This window comes from Streptomyces sp. 6N223, assembly GCF_052246635.1.
Taxonomy (GTDB): domain Bacteria; phylum Actinomycetota; class Actinomycetes; order Streptomycetales; family Streptomycetaceae; genus Streptomyces.
Genome location: NZ_JBQQCA010000087.1, coordinates 1 through 16,891, shown reverse-complemented (window position 1 = coordinate 16,891; position 16,891 = coordinate 1). Strand labels below are relative to the sequence as shown.

The window sequence follows — 16,891 nt, the reverse complement described above, 5'->3', positions numbered from 1 at the left end:
CGGGTGGCGTGCGGAGCCGGACGCTCTCGTCGCGCCGCTGCTGCGCGACGGGATGCGCGTGTCGGTCGACGACGAGCTCGGGCCGCTGCTGCGCAGCGACGAGCCCACCGGCCAGTACGAGCTGCGGGTCGTCGGCGGCCCCGGCGCCGGGCGGGTGGCGCGGCTGTCGGTCGGCGCGGCCACCATCGGGTCGGCGCCGACGTGTTCCGTGCCGGTCTCCGACCCGGGGCTGCCGCCCGTCTCCGCCCGCATCGGCATCGACATACACGGCACGGTGAAGCTGACGCTCTCCCCCGGCCTGCCGGCGTTCCTCGACGACGAGCCCGTGGCGGGCGGCCGCGAGGTGTGGCCGCTGGGCGGGATGCTCGCCGTGGGCGAGTCGCTGATGGTGCTGGACCGGCCCACCGAGCCGGACGCGCACCTGTCGCCGACCGGCGAGGGCGGGCTGGCGTACAACCGGCCGCCGCGCCTGCTGCCGGTGCACCAGCGGCCCCGGCTCTACCTGCCGTCCGAGCCCAGCCGTGGCGAGGGCAGCCGGCTGAACTTCATCACCGCGATCGTGATGATGGTCTTCGGCTTCACCATGTTCATGATCTTCGACTCCATCTACATGCTGATCTTCTGCGCGATGAGCCCGCTGATGGTCATCGGGCAGTTCGTCCAGGACAAGCAGTACCGGGGGAAGAAGTACAAGAAGTCCGTCAAGCAGTACCGCGAGGAGATGGCCGAGTTCGGCCGGGCGGTCAACGCCTGCGCCCGCCAGGACCAGCACATACGCCGCGAGGCCGAGCCGGACGCCACGGAGATCCTGCTCTTCGCGACCGGCCCGCGCCGCCGCCTGTGGGAACGCCGGCTGACCGACCCCGACGTGCTGCGGCTGCGCGTCGGCTTCGCCGCCCAGCGCGCCGAGATGGACATCATCCCCTCCAACCGGTCGAAGGCGGGCCCGGAGCCGCCCGAGCCGCCCGTGGTGCCGAACCTGCCCGTCTCGCTGCCCCTCCCCGAGCTGGGCGTGGTCGGCGTCTCCGGAGCGCGGCCCCGCGTGCTGTCCACCGCCCGCTGGCTGACGGTGCAGGCGGCCGCGCTGCACAGCCCCCGCGACGTGTCCCTGGTCGTGCTGTCCTCCAACGACGACGCCGCCACCGCCTGGAACTGGGCGCACTGGCTGCCGCACACCACCCCGCAGCAGGGCCAGCCGTGCGTGTCGCTGGTGGCGTCCGACCCGGAGTCGATCGCCCGCCGCGTCAACGAGGTGCTGCAGGAGCTGAACCGCCGCCAGGCCGAGCGCACCGGCGGCTTCGCCACGCCGAAGCTCCGCCCCGACCCGTTCATCCTCGTGATCCTCGACGGCGCCCGGCTGCTGCGGCGCATGCCGGGCGTGCCGCAGCTGCTCCAGGAGGGCCCGGCGCTGGGCATCGTCGCGCTGTGCGTGGACGCCGACGAGCGGCTGCTGCCGGAGGAGTGCCAGGCCGTGGTGTCCTGGTCGCCGCAGTCGCACACCCGGGTGATGCTGCGCGGTTCGGGCCTGGAGAGCGTGGGTGAGGTGCTGGCCGACCAGGTGCCCACGGCGTGGTGCGAGCGCGTGGCCCGCTCGCTGGCGCCGGTGCGCGACGTCAGCCGCGAGGACTCCGACTCCGCGATCCCGGCCTCGGCGCGGCTGCTGTCGCTGCTCGGCATGCCGAATCCGACGGGCGAGGACATCGAACGCGTCTGGCGGGCGGGCGGCCAGTCCACGGCCGCGCCCATCGGCGTCACCGCCGACGGGCCGTACGTGCTGGACATCAAGCGGGACGGCCCGCACGGCCTGGTCGCGGGCACCACCGGCGCGGGCAAGTCGGAGCTGCTGCAGACGATCATCGCCTCGCTGGCGGTGGCCAACCACCCCGAGGCGCTCAACTTCGTGCTGATCGACTACAAGGGCGGCAGCGCGTTCCAGGACTGCGCCAACCTCCCCCACACCGTGGGCATGGTCTCCGACCTCGACGCCCACCTGACGGAGCGGGCGCTGGCCTCGCTCGCCGCCGAGCTGCACCGCCGCGAGTCCATCCTCTTCCGCACCGGCAACAAGGACATCGAGGACTACAACGACGACCGCAGGCTGCGGCCCGAGCTGGAGCCGATGCCCCGGCTGATGATCGTGATCGACGAGTTCGCCTCGCTGGTGGCCGAGCTGCCCGACTTCATCGCGGGTCTGGTCGACATCGCCCGGCGGGGGCGTTCGCTCGGGGTGCACCTGATCCTGGCGACGCAGCGCCCGGCCGGCGTGGTCAGCGCCGACATCCGCGCCAACACCAACCTGCGGATCGCGCTGCGCGTCACCAACGCCGCCGAGTCGCAGGACGTGATCGACGCCCCCGACTCCGGCGCCATCGCCAAGTCGACGCCGGGCCGCTGCTATGTCCGCTCCGGCGCGCAGAACCTGGTCGGCGTGCAGTCGGCCCGCATCGGCGGCCGGCGGCCCCGGCAGGACGCCGCCGGGCCGGGCGCCGAGCTGGTGCCGCTGGGCTGGCCGGCGTTCGGCCGCCCGCTGCCGCGCCGGCGGGAGGCCGAGGACGACGGCTCGATGGTGACGGACCTGGCGGTGCTGGTGGAGGCGATCCGCGACAGCGCGCGGCGCATGGGCTTCGGCGAGCCGCACCGGCCGTGGCTGGAGCCGCTGCCGGAGAAGGTGGTGCTGGAGGAGCTGCCCGCGCCGGACGCCGAGCCGGCCGACGCCGTGCCCGCCGCCGCCCGCGACGTGGCGCCGCTGGCGTTCGGCGTCACCGACGTGCCCTCGGAGCAGGCGCGCAGGCCGCTCACGCTCGACCTGGTGCACGGCGACCACACGCTGATCGTCGGCGGCGCCCGCTCGGGGCGTTCCACGGCGCTGCGGACGCTGGCCGGCGTCATCGCCCGGGACACCTCGCCGGACGACGTGCACATCTACGCCATCGACTGCGGCTCGAACGCCCTGCTGCCGCTGGTGGGCCTGCCGCACACCGGGGCCGTCGTGACGCGCGAGCAGGCCGACCGGGTGCGGCGGCTGCTGGACCGGCTGCGCGGCGAGATCTCGCGGCGGCAGGAGCTGCTGGCCGAGCGGGGCGCCTCCAGCGCGGCCGAGCAGCGCGCCACGGCGCCGCCCGGGGAGCGGCTGCCGTGGATGGTGGTGATGGTGGACGCCTGGGAGGGGTTCGTCTCGGCGTTCGAGAAGTACAACTACGGGCAGCTGCTGGAGACGATGCAGCTCGTCTTCCGCGAGGGCTCGGCGGTGGGCCTGAAGGCGGTCGTCACCTCGGACCGGCGGGCGCTGATCGGGCCGGTGTCCTCGTCGTTCGCGACGAAGCTGGTGCTGCGGCTGGCCGACATCAACGACTACGGCTCGGTGGGGCTGCGGCCCAAGGACGTGCCCGGCGACATGCCGAGCGGCCGGGTGCTCCAGACAGGCGGGGACGGGGTGCTGGAGAGCCAGCTCGCGCTGCTGGCCGAGGACGGTGCGGGCCAGGCGCAGGTGGCGGCGTTGCAGGAGATCGGCCGCCGGGCGCACGCGGGCGCGGGCGGCGTTCACCGGCCGATGCGGGTGGACGCGCTGCCCACGCGGATCTCGATGGCGGAGGCGCTGCGGCTCGACCCGGCGTTCGTGCCGCCGTCGAAGCTGTGGGCGATGCTCGGCGTCGGCGGCGACGAGCTGCACCCGATGGGGGTGGACCTGGAGGAGTTCGGGCCCGGCTTCGTCATCGCCGGCCCGCCGAAGTCGGGGCGCTCGACGACGCTGGCGGGCGCCGCCCGCTCCCTGCTGCGCGCCGGCACGCCGGTCATCGTGCTCACGCCGCGCCGCTCGCCGCTGCGGCAGCTGGAGGGCGAGGAGGGCGTGGTGGGGGTGCTCGGCGCCGACGCCTCCAAGAACGACCTGACCGAGCTGCTGGAGACGGTGAAGGACCGGCAGTACGCGGTGCTGGTCGACGACGCGGAGCTGCTGTACGACACGCCGGTGGACAAGCCGCTGGAGGAGGTCGTCAAGACGGGCCTGGACGGCGAGCACGCGCTGATCGCGGCCGGGTCGATCGACTCGCTCGCCTCGCAGTACCGGGGATTCGCCGCCAGCGCGCGGAAATCGCGGAACGGGATGCTGCTGCGGCCGCGCAACCCCGGCGAGGGCGAGATGTTCGGGGTGCGGCTGGCGGCGAACAGCGGGCAGGGCCCGGTCGGCAACGGAATTCTCGTGATGGGCGGCTCGCTGACGCCCATTCAGTCGGCGATGCTCGACTGATACGGAGGCGAGAAGAAAGGCAAAGAAGAAGGCAAAGGCGAGGGCCTTGACCACGAAAGTGTGGTCAAGGCCCTCGCCGTGTCGGGCGACCTTTAGGCGGTCGCGGCCTCGATGTTTTCGGCGCTGTTGTTGGCGCTTTCCTTCGCGTTGTCCAGGGCGGTGGCGAAGTCCGTGAAGGTAGGCTTGGCCTCCGCGTACTCCTGGCGGAACCGGTCCGCGCCCGGACCCTTCCAGTAGTCCATGCTCTCATCGCAGGCCGAGCCCAGCGCCTCGATGATCTCCGTGCGGAGCGTTTCCGCCTTCTCGCCGAACTTCGTGGCGAGTTCCCTGAGCCTTGTGATATCTGCACCGCGGTCGACAGACACGGTCGTCCTCCCCTGAATCCCCAATCGGCTTGCCCAGATGGCTGATTCCATCTGTTTCCGTCTGCCGTGCACGCTACATCATGGGCAATCAGCTGCGGAGGGTGTGACAAGCCCTGTGACGAGACTGTGCAATTGCGGGGGGCAGAGCGGACAAAACGGCGCGCCGTCAGGCCGGTTCCTCGCGGATTTCGTCGCGGTTCGGCAACAGATCGCCGATCATCTTCCACACCCTCTTCGCCGGCACCTGCACCAGGCGCAGCGGCGAATCCGGCGCGATCTGCCCCTCCTTGATCGGCTCCGCGGGCAACTCCCGGTGCCAGTACCCCAGTTCACCGCAGTCCCAGACCGCGATGCTGGATACGCCCGTGCCCCCGGAGCCGGCGCTCGGCCAGGCCGCGGTCATGCGCCAGCTCGCGCGCATCCCCGTGATGAGGTCGGCGAAGACCGAGCGCGCCGTCTCCTCCATCCCCGGGTCGGCGGTGCCCAGCACCTGCCGCGCGATCTTCGCCAGCGCGGCCCGCTCCGGCTCCTGCCCCGGCTGCCGGCCTCCCCCAGCCTTCGGCCGGGGGGACCCCCATCTCGCTTCGCTCGCCGCCCCGGCCGCGCCCAGCGCCGCGAACGCCGAGTCCAGCGCGCCCATGGTGGACTCCACCGTCAGCACGGCCGGCCGCGCCTCCTCGCGGGCGCGCTGCCGCAGTCCGACGATCCTGGCGAGCTGGAAGACGACGGTGGCCAGCTCGAACTGGGCGTACTCCGACTCGCCCGTGCCCGGCCACTCCTCGAAGGTGAACGCAGCGCCCTCGCCGATGAGCGCGCCGTGGGTCTGCACGCCCTGCACGCCGGTCAGCTCCACCATGACCTGGATCACCGGCCGGGTGATGACCCGCACCAGATCGGCGAGCACCGGCGAGATCTCCCCCTCGGCGCTGACGAGGCCGATCTCGACGAGCTCCTCCCGGAGGGGGGCGAGCTCCTCGTCGATCGGCTCCCTGGTGTGGAGGAGGCCCAGCACGCTCAGGTGGGGGTGGGCCAGCCGGAACCGATCGCGCGCGAGGTCGTAAGAGGGCATCACTGGCTCATTTCTTCGGTCTTGGAGGTCTTCGGAAACCGAATCGAGGGGACGTGTGCAGTTTAGGGCGGGGGACCGACACCGCCCCCGGCCGAGCGGCGTACGGCCCCCGGCCCGGCCCCGGCCCCCTGGGCTAAGGGTCGCCTTAACCACAGCGGGTTATCGTGTGACCCGGCCGACGACCACCGGGTGACGAGGACGGAGAGGACGGGAACGACGTGGCGCAGCTCCTGACGCCGTTGCGCCGGCTGGTCCTCGGCGTCCACCCGGCGCGCATGGTGGCGCTCGCGTTCGGGTTCACCGTGCTGGTCGGCACCACCCTGCTGGCCCTCCCCATCGCCTCGGAGGACGGCACCTCCGCACCCCTCCTGACCTGCCTGTTCACCGCGACCTCCGCCGTCTGCGTGACCGGCCTGATCGTGGTGGACACCGGCACCTACTGGAGCGGCTTCGGCGAGTGGGCCATCGTCCTGATGATCCAGGTCGGCGGCTTCGGGATCATGACGCTGGCCTCGCTGCTGGCCCTGCTGATGGCGGGCAAGCTGCGGCTGCGCATGACGCTGAACGTGCAGGCCGAGACCAAGACCGGCATCGGCGAGGTGCGGCGCGTGCTGCTGCGCATCGCCGCCATCACGCTGGCCGTGGAGGCCGCCACCGCCGTCATCCTCACGCTGCGGCTGTGGCTCAGCCACGGGGAGTCGCTCGGGGACGCGCTCCACTTCGGGGTCTACCACGCCGTCTCGGCGTTCAACAACGCGGGCTTCAGTCCACGCTCGGACAACATGATGGGGTTCGCCGACGACCCCTGGGTGCTGCTGCCCCTGGCGGGGGCGGTGATCCTCGGCGGCCTGGGCTCGCCGGTGATCATCGAGGTGCTGCGGCACCGGGCGCGCAGGAGGCGTACGGGCCGGCGCGGCTGGACGCTGCACCTGAAGCTGACGCTGCTCGTCTCGGCGGTGCTGCTCGCCGTGGGCACCGCGATGACCCTCGTCCTGGAGTGGAGCAACGACGGCACGTTCGGCCCGATGGCCGTGGACGACAAGATCTTCGGCGCCTTCTTCCACTCCGCGGTCAGCCGCACGGCGGGCTTCAACGCCACCGACATCGGGGCGATGGAGCCCGCGACGCTGCTGGGCACCAGCGTGCTGATGTTCATCGGCGGCGGCGCGGCCAGCACGGCGGGCGGCATCAAGGTGACGGCGTTCGCGGTGCTCGGCGCGGCGATCCTGGCCGAGGTGCGGGGCGACCCGGCCGCCGGCATCTTCCGCCGCCACCTCTCGCCGCAGGTACTGCGGCAGGCGCTGACGGTGGCGCTGCTCGGCATCGGCCTGGTGATCACGGCCACGATCGCGCTGCTGACCGTGATGCCGGACGCGCCTGCCGAGGCGGTCCTCTTCGAGGCGGTGTCGGCGTTCGGCACCGTGGGCCTGTCCGCGAACCTGACCTACGACATGCCCGCCGCCGGTCAGCTGATCCTGATCGCCCTGATGTTCATCGGCCGCGTGGGCCCTGTCACGCTGGTCTCCGCCCTGGCGCTGCGCGAGCGCAGACGCCGCTACCAGCATCCGGAAGAACGACCCATCATTGGGTAGTGGGGTAACGAGAAACCATGAGCGAATACCTGCACTCCCTGCGCCGTCGGCGCGGCAAGCGCCTGGCCGGCACCTACGCCCAGCGCGACACCAGCGACCAGCGGATCGCCGTCATCGGCCTGGGCCGGTTCGGCAGCTCGCTGGCGGAAGAGCTGATGCGGCGCGGCTGGGACGTGCTGGGCATCGACGAGGACGAACGCCTCGTGCAGCGCTACAGCGACTTCCTCACCCACGCGGCGGTGGCGGACTGCACCGACCCGGAGGTGCTGCGGCAGCTGGGGGTGCACGAGTTCACGTCCGCCGTGGTGGCGATCGGCACCGACATCGAGGCGAGCATCCTCACCTGCTCCAACCTGCTGGAGGAGGGCGTGCCGAACATCTGGGCCAAGGCGATCAGCCGCCAGCACGGCAAGATCCTGGAGCGGCTCGGCGCCCACCACGTGGTGCTGCCGGAGCACGAGATGGGTGAGCGGGTGGCGCACCTGGTGACCGGCCGGATGCTGGACTTCATCGAGTTCGACGACGACTACGCCCTGGTGAAGACGGTGGCGCCGGACGTGGCGACGGGCGTGCCGCTGCGGGAGAGCGCGGTGCGCACGAAGCACGGGGTGACGGTCGTCGGCATCAAACGCCCCGGGCAGGACTTCACGTACGCCACGGCCGACACGGTGGTCGAGCCCGGGGACGTCATCATCGTCACGGGCAAGACCCCGGCGGTCGAGTCGTTCGCCGACCTGAGCTAGGGCTGCCCGGCGCTAGCCCAGTGCGAAGTAGCGCAGCCAGACGTACGCCGCCGAGATGGTGACGGTCACCGCCGTCACCACCAGGCCGTACTTCGTGAACTGCCAGAACGTGATCGGCTGCCGGTTGCGCTCCGCGATGCCCAGCACCACGACGTTGGCCGACGCGCCGATCGCCGTCGCGTTCCCGCCCAGGTCGGCGCCGAGCGCCAGCGCCCACCACAGCACGTGGGGCCCGCTCTCCGGCCCGCCGAAGCTCGTGACCAGGTCGTTCGTGATCGGCGCCATCGTGGCGACGTACGGGATGTTGTCGACGATGCCCGACAGCACGGCCGAGCCGAACAGCAGCGACATGGCCGCGCCCAGCTCGCTGCCCTCGGTGGCGTTGGCCAGGGACTCCGACAGCTCCCCGATGACGCCGGTCTCGATCAGCGAGCCCACCATGATGAACAGCCCGGCGAAGAAGGCGAGGGTGGGCCACTCGACCTCCTTCAGGACGTCCCCCGTCTCCACCTTCGACACCGCGACGAGCAGCCCGGCGCCGAGCAGCGCGACGACGCTGGGCTCGTAGTGCAGCACCGGGTGGAAGACGAACCCGACGACGACCACGGCGAGGACGGCCAGGCTCTGGTACAGCAGCCGGTGGTCGCGGATGGCCTCCTTCTCCTCCAGGTCCATGACCTCCGCGACCCGCGCCTCGTCGAAGACGAACGCCTTGCGGAACATGATCCGGCACAGCAGCACCAGCACAGCCGTCAGCACGATCACGATCGGCGTCAGGTGCACGATGAAGTCGTTGAAGGTGAGGTCGGCCCGGCTCGGGCTGGCGATGATGATGTTCGGCGGGTCGCCGACCAGGGTGGCCGTGCCGCCGACGTTGGAGGCGAAGACCTCCGCGATCAGGTAGGGCGCGGCGCGCAGGCCGAGCCGGTCGCAGACCAGCAGCGTGACGGGGGCGACCAGCAGCACCGTGGTGACGTTGTCCAGCAGCGCGGACGCGGAGGCGGTGATCACCACCAGCATCGCCATCACCCGGAAGGGTCTGCCGCGGGCCCGCTTCACCGCCCAGATCGCCAGGTACTCGAAGACGCCCGTCTGCCGCAGCACCCCGACGATCGCCATCATGCCCAGCAGCAGGAAGATGACGTTCCAGTCGACGCCGGTGTGCTCGCTGAAGAACGCCGCCTCCGCGTCGGTGGCGGAGATCAGCAGCATCAGGCCGGCGCCGCCGAGGGCGGCGGCCGTCCGGTGGACGCGCTCGCTGATGATGAGCCCGTACGCGCTGAGGAAGACGGCGATCGCCGCCCAGCTGTGCCAGTCGTTCATGTCTCCCCGAGGAGCCGTTCCAGCAGATGCGCGGCGGTGATCACGCCGAGGGTGCGCGCGCCCAGCTTGTCGCGTTCGACGACGGCGACGAGCGGGCTGCGTTCCCGGGCCATGAGGGCCGCCACCTCCATGGCCGTGTCGTCGGGCTCAGCCGCCGGGAGCGGCAGCCGCTTTCCGGGCTGCGAGGGCAGGCAGTCGCGGACCGTCATGCCGCGCAGCGCCTGGCACATGCGGTCGGCGTGCTTCTCGTCGATGACGGCGGCGAGCGCGGGGTCCTCCATGACGTAGTCGGGCACGAGCACCATGACCAGGCGCGAGGCGGGGAGGATGGCGTACGGCTCGTCCGCCTCGTCCATCACCACCAGGCCCGGCAGCCGCTGCCCGGCCAGCAGCCGGGCGGCGTCCAGGGCATCGCTGTCCAGGGTCACCGACGGGTACTCCTCCGCCAGCTCACGTGCTCGCATGGTCACTCTCCTTGCCGGGGACCAGGGCCGCCCGCTGCGGCACCCGCTGCCTAGTAGCAGTGTCACCGGTACGCCCGAACCAGGCCGCCGTCAGCCGCTCCCGCCGAGAACGCCGCGAGGTAGGGGTTGGCGTGCGTGAGGTGGCAGGTGGCAGGTGGCAGAACCACGGAAGACCCCCGATCGGTGATGTGAAGTCGCACGCACGTTCGTTCACGTCGCCGACCAGGCGCCCGGTCACCGGCGGGCGTGCCCGCGCAGCCGCGTGTAGCCTCGAAGAGTCCGCTTGGTGAGCCGGGAAGTCTGGTCGGCAGCGGAACGAAGGTGCTCGCTCTCGTTCCGTTTCGTTCTGTTGCAGTGATCAGAGGGAAGGCTCGCCCATGCCCCCGCGCACGCGCTTCGCGCTGCCCGCGTTGCTCGCCCGCACGCCCGAGGACCGCGCCGCCGCGGCCGAGCGCGACCGCCGCACCGTCGCCGAATTTCTCCGCGCGGAGACCTCCGGCGGCCTGATGCTGCTGCTGGCCACCGCGCTGGCGCTGATCCTCGCCAACTCGCCCCTCGGCGACGAGTACGTCTCGCTGCGCGACCACCACCTCGACATCCCGGCGCTCGGCCTGGAGCTGTCGGTCGGCCACTGGGCCTCCGACGGTCTGCTGGCGGTCTTCTTCTTCATCGCCGGGATCGAGCTGAAGCGCGAGCTGGTCGTCGGCGAGCTGCGCCGCCCCGCCGACGCGCTGCTGCCCGTGCTCGCGGCGCTCGGCGGCATCGTGGTCCCGGCGCTGGTGTACGTGGCGGTGGCGGGGCCCCGGGACGGCTGGGCGGTGCCGATGGCCACCGACATCGCGTTCGCGCTGGGCGTGCTGGCGGTGGTCGGGCGCCACCTGCCCTCGGCGTTGCGCACCTTCCTCCTCACCCTCGCGATCGTCGACGACCTGGTCGCGATCCTCGTCATCGCCGTCTTCTACACCTCCCAGGTCAACTTCCTCGCCCTGGGCGGCGCGCTGGCCGGGCTGGTGCTCTTCTACGCCCTCCACCGCCGGGACGTGCGCGGCTGGTACGTGTACGTGCCGCTGGCGCTCGCGATCTGGGTGCTGATGTACAACAGCGGGGTCCACGCCACCATCGCGGGCGTCGCCCTCGGCATGCTGCTGCGCGTCACCACCCGCCCGGAGGACCCGGAGGAGAAGCTCTCCCCCGCCGAGCGCCTGGAGCACCTCGTCCACCCCTACTCGGCCGCCATCGCCGTGCCGCTCTTCGCCTTCTTCGCCGCGGGCGTGGAGGTCTCCGGCGGAACGCTGGGCGACGTGGCGGACGAGCCCGCGGCGCTGGGGGTGGTGCTGGGGCTGGTGGCCGGGAAGTTCACCGGCGTCTTCGGCGCCGCCTGGCTCGCCACCCGCCTCAGCCGCACCCGGCTCCACCCCACCCTCGGCTGGGCCGACCTGGCGGGCGGCGCCCTGCTCGCGGGCATCGGCTTCACCGTGTCGCTGCTGATGACCGAGCTGTCCTTCGACGAGGGCTCCGCCCTGGCCGGGACCGTCAAGGCCGCGGTGCTGCTCGGCTCCGTGCTCTCCGCGATCGCCGGCGGCGTGCTCCTGACGCTGCGCGGGCGCCACCACCGCGAACGGGCCGCCGGGGCCGGGTAGTTCCCCCCGGGCCTGTCCTGCCCGAGCGCTCCAGGACTCTCCGCCGGCGGAACGGGGCAGACCGACAACAGGAGGCATGCCGAGGTCTTCACGCGGGTCTAGACCATGTGTCAGTCTCCCGTCACGCACATGTCAACGAGGATGTGGGGCTGGGCTGATGAGAGTGCTGACCGTGCGGACCAGAAGGGTGGCCGCCCTGGCGGGCCTCTGCGCCGTGTCCCTCGGGCTGGCGGCCTGCGGCGGCTCGGGAGACGGCGACGACGGCGCCGCCGAGCTGACGATCGCGCTCAACGCGATCAGCGGCGGCAAGAACGCCGAGGAGGCCGACTGGGTCGAGGACTGGGTGATCCCCCGCTTCGAGGAGCAGCAGCGGAAGGCCGGCGTCGAGGTGAACGTCACCTTCGAGGCCAGCGGCGTCGACGACGAGCAGTTCAAGTCGCGGCTCGCGCTCGACCTCCAGTCCGGCTCGGGGCCCGACATCTTCTCGCTGGACGGCATCTGGCTCGGCGAGTTCGCCGAGGCGGGCTACATCGCGCCGCTGCCGGAGACCTCGCCCGCCTCCGCCGACTGGGAGGGCTGGCAGCACATCCCCCAGGCCGTGCAGCAGCTGGCCACCTTCGACGGCGAGCGGTACGGCATACCCGCGGGCACCGACGCCCGCGTGCTCTTCTACAACAAGGACCTCTTCCGCCAGGCCGGGCTGCCCGCCGACTGGCAGCCCACGAGCTGGGCCGAGATCCTCGACGCGGCCGAGGCGCTCAACGCCCTCGACGGCGTCACGCCCATCCAGCTCAACGCCGGCACCGCCATGGGCGAGGCGACGACGATGCAGGGCCTGCTGCCGTTCCTGGCCGGGGCGGGCGAGGAGATCTACGCCGCCGACTCCGGCGCGTGGAGCGGCGCGACCGACGGCATGGAGCGGACCCTCGGCCTGTACGAGGACATCTACGCCGGCGATCTGGGGGACCCGGACCTCCAGCGGGAGACGCAGGGCCGGGACAAGTCCTTCGAGCAGTTCGCGGCCGGCGAGATCGGCATCCTGGCGGAGGGCGACTACTTCTGGCGCGACGTCATCGGCCCGGACGCCGACGTGGCCCCCATGGCCGACCGCGACGAGGCCGTCGGCTACGCCATGATCCCCGCCGTCGAGCCGGGCCAGGGCGTGCGCGGCCAGGACTTCGTCAGCATGTCGGGCGGCGGCGTGCGCGTGCTCAACCCTGCCAGCGACAACGCCGGCCTCGCGTACGAGCTGCTGGAGTTCATGCACTCGCCCGAGGCGTTCGAGGCGTCGATGCCGTCCGGTCCCCGGATCACCGCGCGCACGGACGTGAACGAGCGGGTCCTCGCCGACGACCCGTTCCTCAGCTTCCTCGCCGGGGAGGTGCTGCCGCTGACGTCCTACCGTCCCGCGGTGGCGGTCTACCCGCAGGTGTCCGTGCTGCTCCAGGAGGCCACCGCCGCCGTGGTCGAGGGCGACAGCGCGGCGGACGCGGCGGCGGCGTACCAGGAGGACCTGGAGGAGCTCATCGGCGATGACAACGGCACCGTCACCTCGTAAGGCGGACGCCGCCGGGCGCGCCGCGCACCCCGGGCGCGCCGAGCGCGACGCGGCGGGTCTGGGCCGGTGGGGGGCCTCGGCGTTCGTCGCGCCCGCCGTGCTGCTGATCGCGGCGTTCCTCGTCTTCCCGGCGCTGTGGACGATCTACCTCGGCCTGACCGACTACCGCCTCACCGGGCTGGCCGCGGCCGACCCGCAGATGGTGGGCCTGGACAACTTCGAACGCGCCCTGGACGAGGAGGAGTTCACCCACTCCCTCGGTCTGACGCTCCAGTTCGTCGTCGGCTCGGCCGTCCTCGGCCAGGCCGTGCTGGGCTTCGCCATCGCCTGGCTGATGCGCGAGCGGCGGGGCGTGCTGCGGCGGCTGGTCGAGGCGATGGTGCTGCTGGCGTGGATCCTGCCCAGCTCCGTGATCGCGTTCCTGTGGATCGCGCTGCTGGACGGCGACGACGGCACCCTCAACGCGCTGCTGGGCACGCCCGGCACGGCGTGGCTGCTGGAGTACCCGATGGTGTCGATCATCGTCTTCAACATCTGGCGCGGCACGGCGTTCTCGATGATGCTCTACGCCGCCGCGCTGGGGAACGTGCCGCCCTCCCACCTGGAGACGGCCCGGCTGTCGGGGGCCTCGGGCCGGCAGCAGCTGCGGGACGTGGTCTTCCCCCGCATCCGGGGCCACATCCTCACCAACCTGCTGCTCATCAGCCTGTGGACGTTCAACGACTTCACCCCCTTCCTGCTCACGGGCGGCGGGCCCGAGGACAAGACCGAGCTGATGCCCGTCTTCATCTACCGCTCCGCCGTCTTCGGCGGCGAGCTGGGCTTCGGGGCCGCCATCTCCGTGCTGATGCTGCTGATCAACCTGGTGATCGCCCTGGTGTACGTGCGGTTGCTGCGGCAGCGGAGGGAGTCCCCGGCATGACGCCCCTGAAGCTTCGGAACGCCGAGGCGCGGCGCACCGTCCGCACCATCGGCTACTACACCTGCTGCTGTCTCCTCCTCGCCTTCTTCTCCCTCCCCCTGCTGTGGCTGGCCTTCGCCCCCTTCGACCGCGACCCGGGCGTGGCCGCCTCGCTCCCGGCGTTCACCCTGGACAACTTCGGGGAGCTGCTGGACAACCCCTACGCCATGCGCTCCCTGGGCAACTCGGTCCTGCTGGCCGCCGGAACCGGCGCGGCCGTGGTCGTCTTCGCGGCGCTCGCGGCGTACGCCCTCAGCCGCGTCCGCATCCCCGGCCGGGACGCCCTGCTGTACGCCCTGCTCCTGCTGTCGTCGATCGTCACCGGCACGGCGGCGATGGTCCCCCTCTTCAACCTCGCCTACGAACTCAACCTGATCGACTCCCAGCTCGGCGTGATCCTGGTCCTCTCCGGCGGCCTGCTGCCCAGCGCCATCTTCATCCTGAAGGACTTCATGGACGGCATGCCGCGCTCGTACGAGGAGTCCGCGCAGGTCTTCGGCGCCTCCCCGCTCCAGATCGTGGCCCACCTGGTGGTCCCGCTCGTCCGCCCCGGCCTGGCCACCATCGCCGTGTGGTCCGTCGCGCAGGTGTGGGGGAACTTCCTGATCCCCTTCCTGCTCCTGCGCGACCCGGAGAAGTCCCCAGCGGCCGTCGTCATGTACACCTTCTACACCGAGGGCGGGCAGCCCGACCTGGCCCTCATCTCCAGCTTCTCGCTGCTGTACTCCCTGCCCGTGGTGCTGATGTTCGTGCTCGTCAGCTCCCGCTACGGCTTCCGCTTCCACGGAGGAATCAAACGCTGATGGCCGCGATCGAACTGGCCGCACTCACCAAGGTCTACCCCGGCTCGGGCCGCGGCGTCCGGGCGTTGGAGGGCATCGACCTGACCATCCACGACGGGGAGTTCTTTGCCCTCCTCGGCCCCTCCGGCTGCGGCAAGACGACCCTCCTCCGCACCATCGCCGGTCTCGAAACCGCGACCTCGGGCACCATCCACCTCGGCGGCCGGGACGTCACCCCGCTCCCGCCCGGACGCCGGAACGTCGCCATGGTCTTCCAGGACTACGCCCTCTTCCCCCACATGACGGTCGCCGACAACATCGCCTACCCCCTCCGCATCCAGAGGGTCCCCAAGCCGAAACGCCGCGCCAAGGCCGCCGAGACCGCCGCCGAACTCGGCCTCGGCGACCACCTCGCCCGCCGCCCCGCCCAGCTCTCCGGCGGCCAGCAGCAGCGCGCGGCGCTTGCCCGCGCCATGGCCTGCCACCCCCAGGTCTTCCTCTTCGACGAGCCGCTGTCCAACCTCGACGCCCGGATGCGCCTGGAGGCCCGCACCTTCCTCAAACGCCTCCAGCGCGAGCTGGGCGTCACCACCATCTTCGTCACCCACGACCAGGCCGAGGCCCTGGCGTTGGCCGACCGCATCGCCGTCATGGAACGCGGCCGCATCCGCCAGCTCGGCACCCCGACGGCCGTCTTCCGCCGCCCCGCCAACACCTTCGTCGCCTCCTTCATCGGCTCCACCCCGATGAACCTCCTCGACGGCACCGCCCACGCAGACGGCATCGACGTGGGCGGCACGATCCTTCCCACCCCGCCCGGCCTCGCCCCCCACCTCACCGAGGGCGAGCCGGTCACCTACGCCATCCGCCCCGAGTACGTCCGGTACGCACCCGCGCCGGCCCCCGGCTCCCTCCGCGGCGAGATCAGCGTGGTCGAGAACCTGGGCGCCACGCAGCTCGTGACCCTCACCACGGCCGCCGGCCTCGTCCAGCTCGTCGTCGACGAGGACACGGAGGCCCTGCCGGGCGCCACGGCCCACGCGGTGCCCCGCACCGACCGGGTGCTGCTGTACCGGGACGGCGAGCTGCTCGACTCGCGCGAGAAGACCGTCATCGCGAAGTCCAGACGGCCCTAGGGATGCCGCTGTACCCGGTCGAGAACAACCGGAAGCGGGTCCGGTACGCGGCGTCGTGGCCGCGGCGGCCCGTCAGTTCCTCGTCAGTTCCGGATCAGGAGCTGGAGCTCGAAGGTGTAGCGCGAGGCGCGGTAGAGGTGGTTACCGTGCTCCACGGCCCGGCCGGTGTCGTCGAACGCCGTGCGCTGCATGGTCAGCAGGGGCGCGCCGTCGGGCTCGGCGAGGAGGGCGGCCTCGTCGGGGGTGGCGGTGCGGGCGCCGATGGACTGGCGGGCGCTGTGGAGGGTGGTGCCGGCGTTGCGCATGAGGCGGTAGAGGCCGGTGGACTCCAGCTCCTCCTGGGTGGGGTCGAGGGGCTTGAGGGGGAGGAAGTTGCGCATGCGGGCGATGGGTTCGCCGTGGGTGAGGCGGAGGCGTTCGATGAGGCGGACGTCGATGCCCTCCGCGATGCCGAGGGCGGCGGCGACCTCGGCCGTCGCCGGGATGACGGCGACCCGCAGGACGCGGGTGGCGGGGCGTTGCCCGGCGGCCTCCAGGTCGTCGTAGAGAGAGGAGAGTTCGAGCGGTCGGCGCACCTGGCTGTGGACGACCTGGGTGCCCACGCCCCGCCGGCGGACCAGCAGGCCCTTGTCGACCAGGGCCTGGATGGCCTGGCGGACGGTGGGGCGGGACAGGCCGAGGCGGCCGGCCAGCTCGATCTCGTTGCCCAGGAGGGTGCCCGGCAGCAGCTTGCCCTGCTCTATGGCCTCTTCGAGCTGCTGCGAGAGCTGGAAGTACAGCGGTACGGGACTGCTGCGGTCGATGGTGAAGTTGAGATTGGCCGCTGCCACCTTCGCCCCTCCTCTCCTCTCTCGGTGGATTGCCTGCTGCTTCGCTGTTTGTTTCAGGAGGAGAGGTCTAGTGGCTGATTCTTGCCTACTGCTGCCCAGAGTTATCTACGGTGATCAGCATGTACCGGATCGGCGAGTTCGCAGAACGAATCGGCCGTTCCCCTTCCACCGTGCGGCGGTGG

General features: G+C 71.8%; 13 protein-coding genes. 8 read left to right on the top strand and 5 right to left on the bottom strand.

Annotation, left to right across the window (positions count from 1 at the left end):
* A partial coding sequence (locus tag ACTWQH_RS31410; protein WP_443290213.1) for an FtsK/SpoIIIE domain-containing protein occupies positions 1-4,246 on the top strand: 4,246 nt, incomplete at its 5' end.
* A 92-nt stretch (positions 4,247-4,338) separates the two neighbouring features.
* On the opposite strand, the gene ACTWQH_RS31405 is transcribed toward ACTWQH_RS31410, so the two are convergent.
* Together ACTWQH_RS31405 and ACTWQH_RS31400 are read right to left on the bottom strand one after the other, a co-directional pair.
* Positions 4,339-4,611 carry a WXG100 family type VII secretion target gene (locus ACTWQH_RS31405; RefSeq protein WP_443290212.1) on the bottom strand — a complete coding sequence of 91 codons (273 nt, stop codon included), beginning with the start codon at positions 4,609-4,611 and terminating at the stop codon, positions 4,339-4,341.
* Positions 4,612-4,777: 166 nt separating this feature from the next.
* The gene (locus ACTWQH_RS31400) at positions 4,778-5,680 is read right to left on the bottom strand and encodes a hypothetical protein (RefSeq protein WP_443290211.1); all 903 of its coding nucleotides are present in this window, start codon (positions 5,678-5,680) and stop codon (positions 4,778-4,780) included.
* A 218-nt stretch (positions 5,681-5,898) separates the two neighbouring features.
* Here ACTWQH_RS31400 and ACTWQH_RS31395 point away from each other — a divergent pair, with 218 nt between their 5' ends.
* Positions 5,899-7,272, top strand: a complete 1,374-nt coding sequence (locus ACTWQH_RS31395; RefSeq protein ID WP_443290210.1) for a TrkH family potassium uptake protein — start codon at positions 5,899-5,901, stop codon at positions 7,270-7,272.
* Between the two features lie 17 nt (positions 7,273-7,289).
* On the top strand, positions 7,290-8,015 hold the full coding sequence (locus ACTWQH_RS31390) for a potassium channel family protein (RefSeq protein ID WP_443290209.1): 726 nt from the start codon (positions 7,290-7,292) through the stop codon (positions 8,013-8,015).
* A 12-nt stretch (positions 8,016-8,027) separates the two neighbouring features.
* Here the strand turns inward: ACTWQH_RS31390 and ACTWQH_RS31385 are convergent, their stop codons facing one another.
* Together ACTWQH_RS31385 and ACTWQH_RS31380 are read right to left on the bottom strand one after the other, a co-directional pair.
* Positions 8,028-9,338: an SLC13 family permease gene (locus tag ACTWQH_RS31385; protein WP_443290208.1), complete on the bottom strand. Its 1,311-nt coding sequence runs from the start codon at positions 9,336-9,338 to the stop codon at positions 8,028-8,030.
* Positions 9,335-9,802: a CBS domain-containing protein gene (locus tag ACTWQH_RS31380; RefSeq protein ID WP_443290207.1), complete on the bottom strand. Its 468-nt coding sequence runs from the start codon at positions 9,800-9,802 to the stop codon at positions 9,335-9,337. Before ACTWQH_RS31380 ends, ACTWQH_RS31385 begins: the two co-directional genes overlap by 4 nt.
* A gap of 377 nt (positions 9,803-10,179) precedes the next feature.
* Between ACTWQH_RS31380 and nhaA the strand changes: the two genes are divergently transcribed.
* From nhaA to ACTWQH_RS31355, 5 genes are all read left to right on the top strand, one after another.
* Positions 10,180-11,442, top strand: a complete 1,263-nt coding sequence (gene nhaA / locus ACTWQH_RS31375) for a Na+/H+ antiporter NhaA (RefSeq protein WP_443290206.1) — start codon at positions 10,180-10,182, stop codon at positions 11,440-11,442.
* Positions 11,443-11,614: 172 nt separating this feature from the next.
* Complete coding sequence (locus ACTWQH_RS31370; RefSeq protein WP_443290205.1) at positions 11,615-13,000, top strand: extracellular solute-binding protein; 1,386 nt, start codon at positions 11,615-11,617, stop codon at positions 12,998-13,000.
* Entirely contained in the window at positions 12,975-13,922 is a 948-nt protein-coding gene (locus tag ACTWQH_RS31365) for a carbohydrate ABC transporter permease (protein WP_443290204.1), read from the top strand. Before ACTWQH_RS31370 ends, ACTWQH_RS31365 begins: the two co-directional genes overlap by 26 nt.
* Complete coding sequence (locus tag ACTWQH_RS31360; protein WP_443290203.1) at positions 13,919-14,764, top strand: carbohydrate ABC transporter permease; 846 nt, start codon at positions 13,919-13,921, stop codon at positions 14,762-14,764. The genes ACTWQH_RS31365 and ACTWQH_RS31360 overlap by 4 nt, the downstream gene beginning before the upstream one ends.
* Complete coding sequence (locus ACTWQH_RS31355) at positions 14,764-15,879, top strand: ABC transporter ATP-binding protein (RefSeq protein WP_443290202.1); 1,116 nt, start codon at positions 14,764-14,766, stop codon at positions 15,877-15,879. Before ACTWQH_RS31360 ends, ACTWQH_RS31355 begins: the two co-directional genes overlap by 1 nt.
* A gap of 83 nt (positions 15,880-15,962) precedes the next feature.
* Here the strand turns inward: ACTWQH_RS31355 and ACTWQH_RS31350 are convergent, their stop codons facing one another.
* Entirely contained in the window at positions 15,963-16,682 is a 720-nt protein-coding gene (locus ACTWQH_RS31350) for a GntR family transcriptional regulator (protein WP_443290214.1), read from the bottom strand.
* Positions 16,683-16,891: the final 209 nt, after the last annotated feature.

Bases quoted from the DNA above. Each gene is read 5' to 3' on its own strand.
- nhaA (WP_443290206.1), top strand. From the start codon at position 10,180: ATGCCCCCGCGCACGCGCTTCGCGCTGCCCGCGTTGCTCGCCCGCACG.
- ACTWQH_RS31380 (WP_443290207.1), bottom strand. From the start codon at position 9,802: ATGCGAGCACGTGAGCTGGCGGAGGAGTACCCGTCGGTGACCCTGGAC.
- ACTWQH_RS31360 (WP_443290203.1), top strand. From the start codon at position 13,919: ATGACGCCCCTGAAGCTTCGGAACGCCGAGGCGCGGCGCACCGTCCGC.
- ACTWQH_RS31400 (WP_443290211.1), bottom strand. From the start codon at position 5,680: ATGCCCTCTTACGACCTCGCGCGCGATCGGTTCCGGCTGGCCCACCCC.
- ACTWQH_RS31355 (WP_443290202.1), top strand. From the start codon at position 14,764: ATGGCCGCGATCGAACTGGCCGCACTCACCAAGGTCTACCCCGGCTCG.
- ACTWQH_RS31390 (WP_443290209.1), top strand. From the start codon at position 7,290: ATGAGCGAATACCTGCACTCCCTGCGCCGTCGGCGCGGCAAGCGCCTG.
- ACTWQH_RS31385 (WP_443290208.1), bottom strand. From the start codon at position 9,338: ATGAACGACTGGCACAGCTGGGCGGCGATCGCCGTCTTCCTCAGCGCG.
- ACTWQH_RS31365 (WP_443290204.1), top strand. From the start codon at position 12,975: ATGACAACGGCACCGTCACCTCGTAAGGCGGACGCCGCCGGGCGCGCC.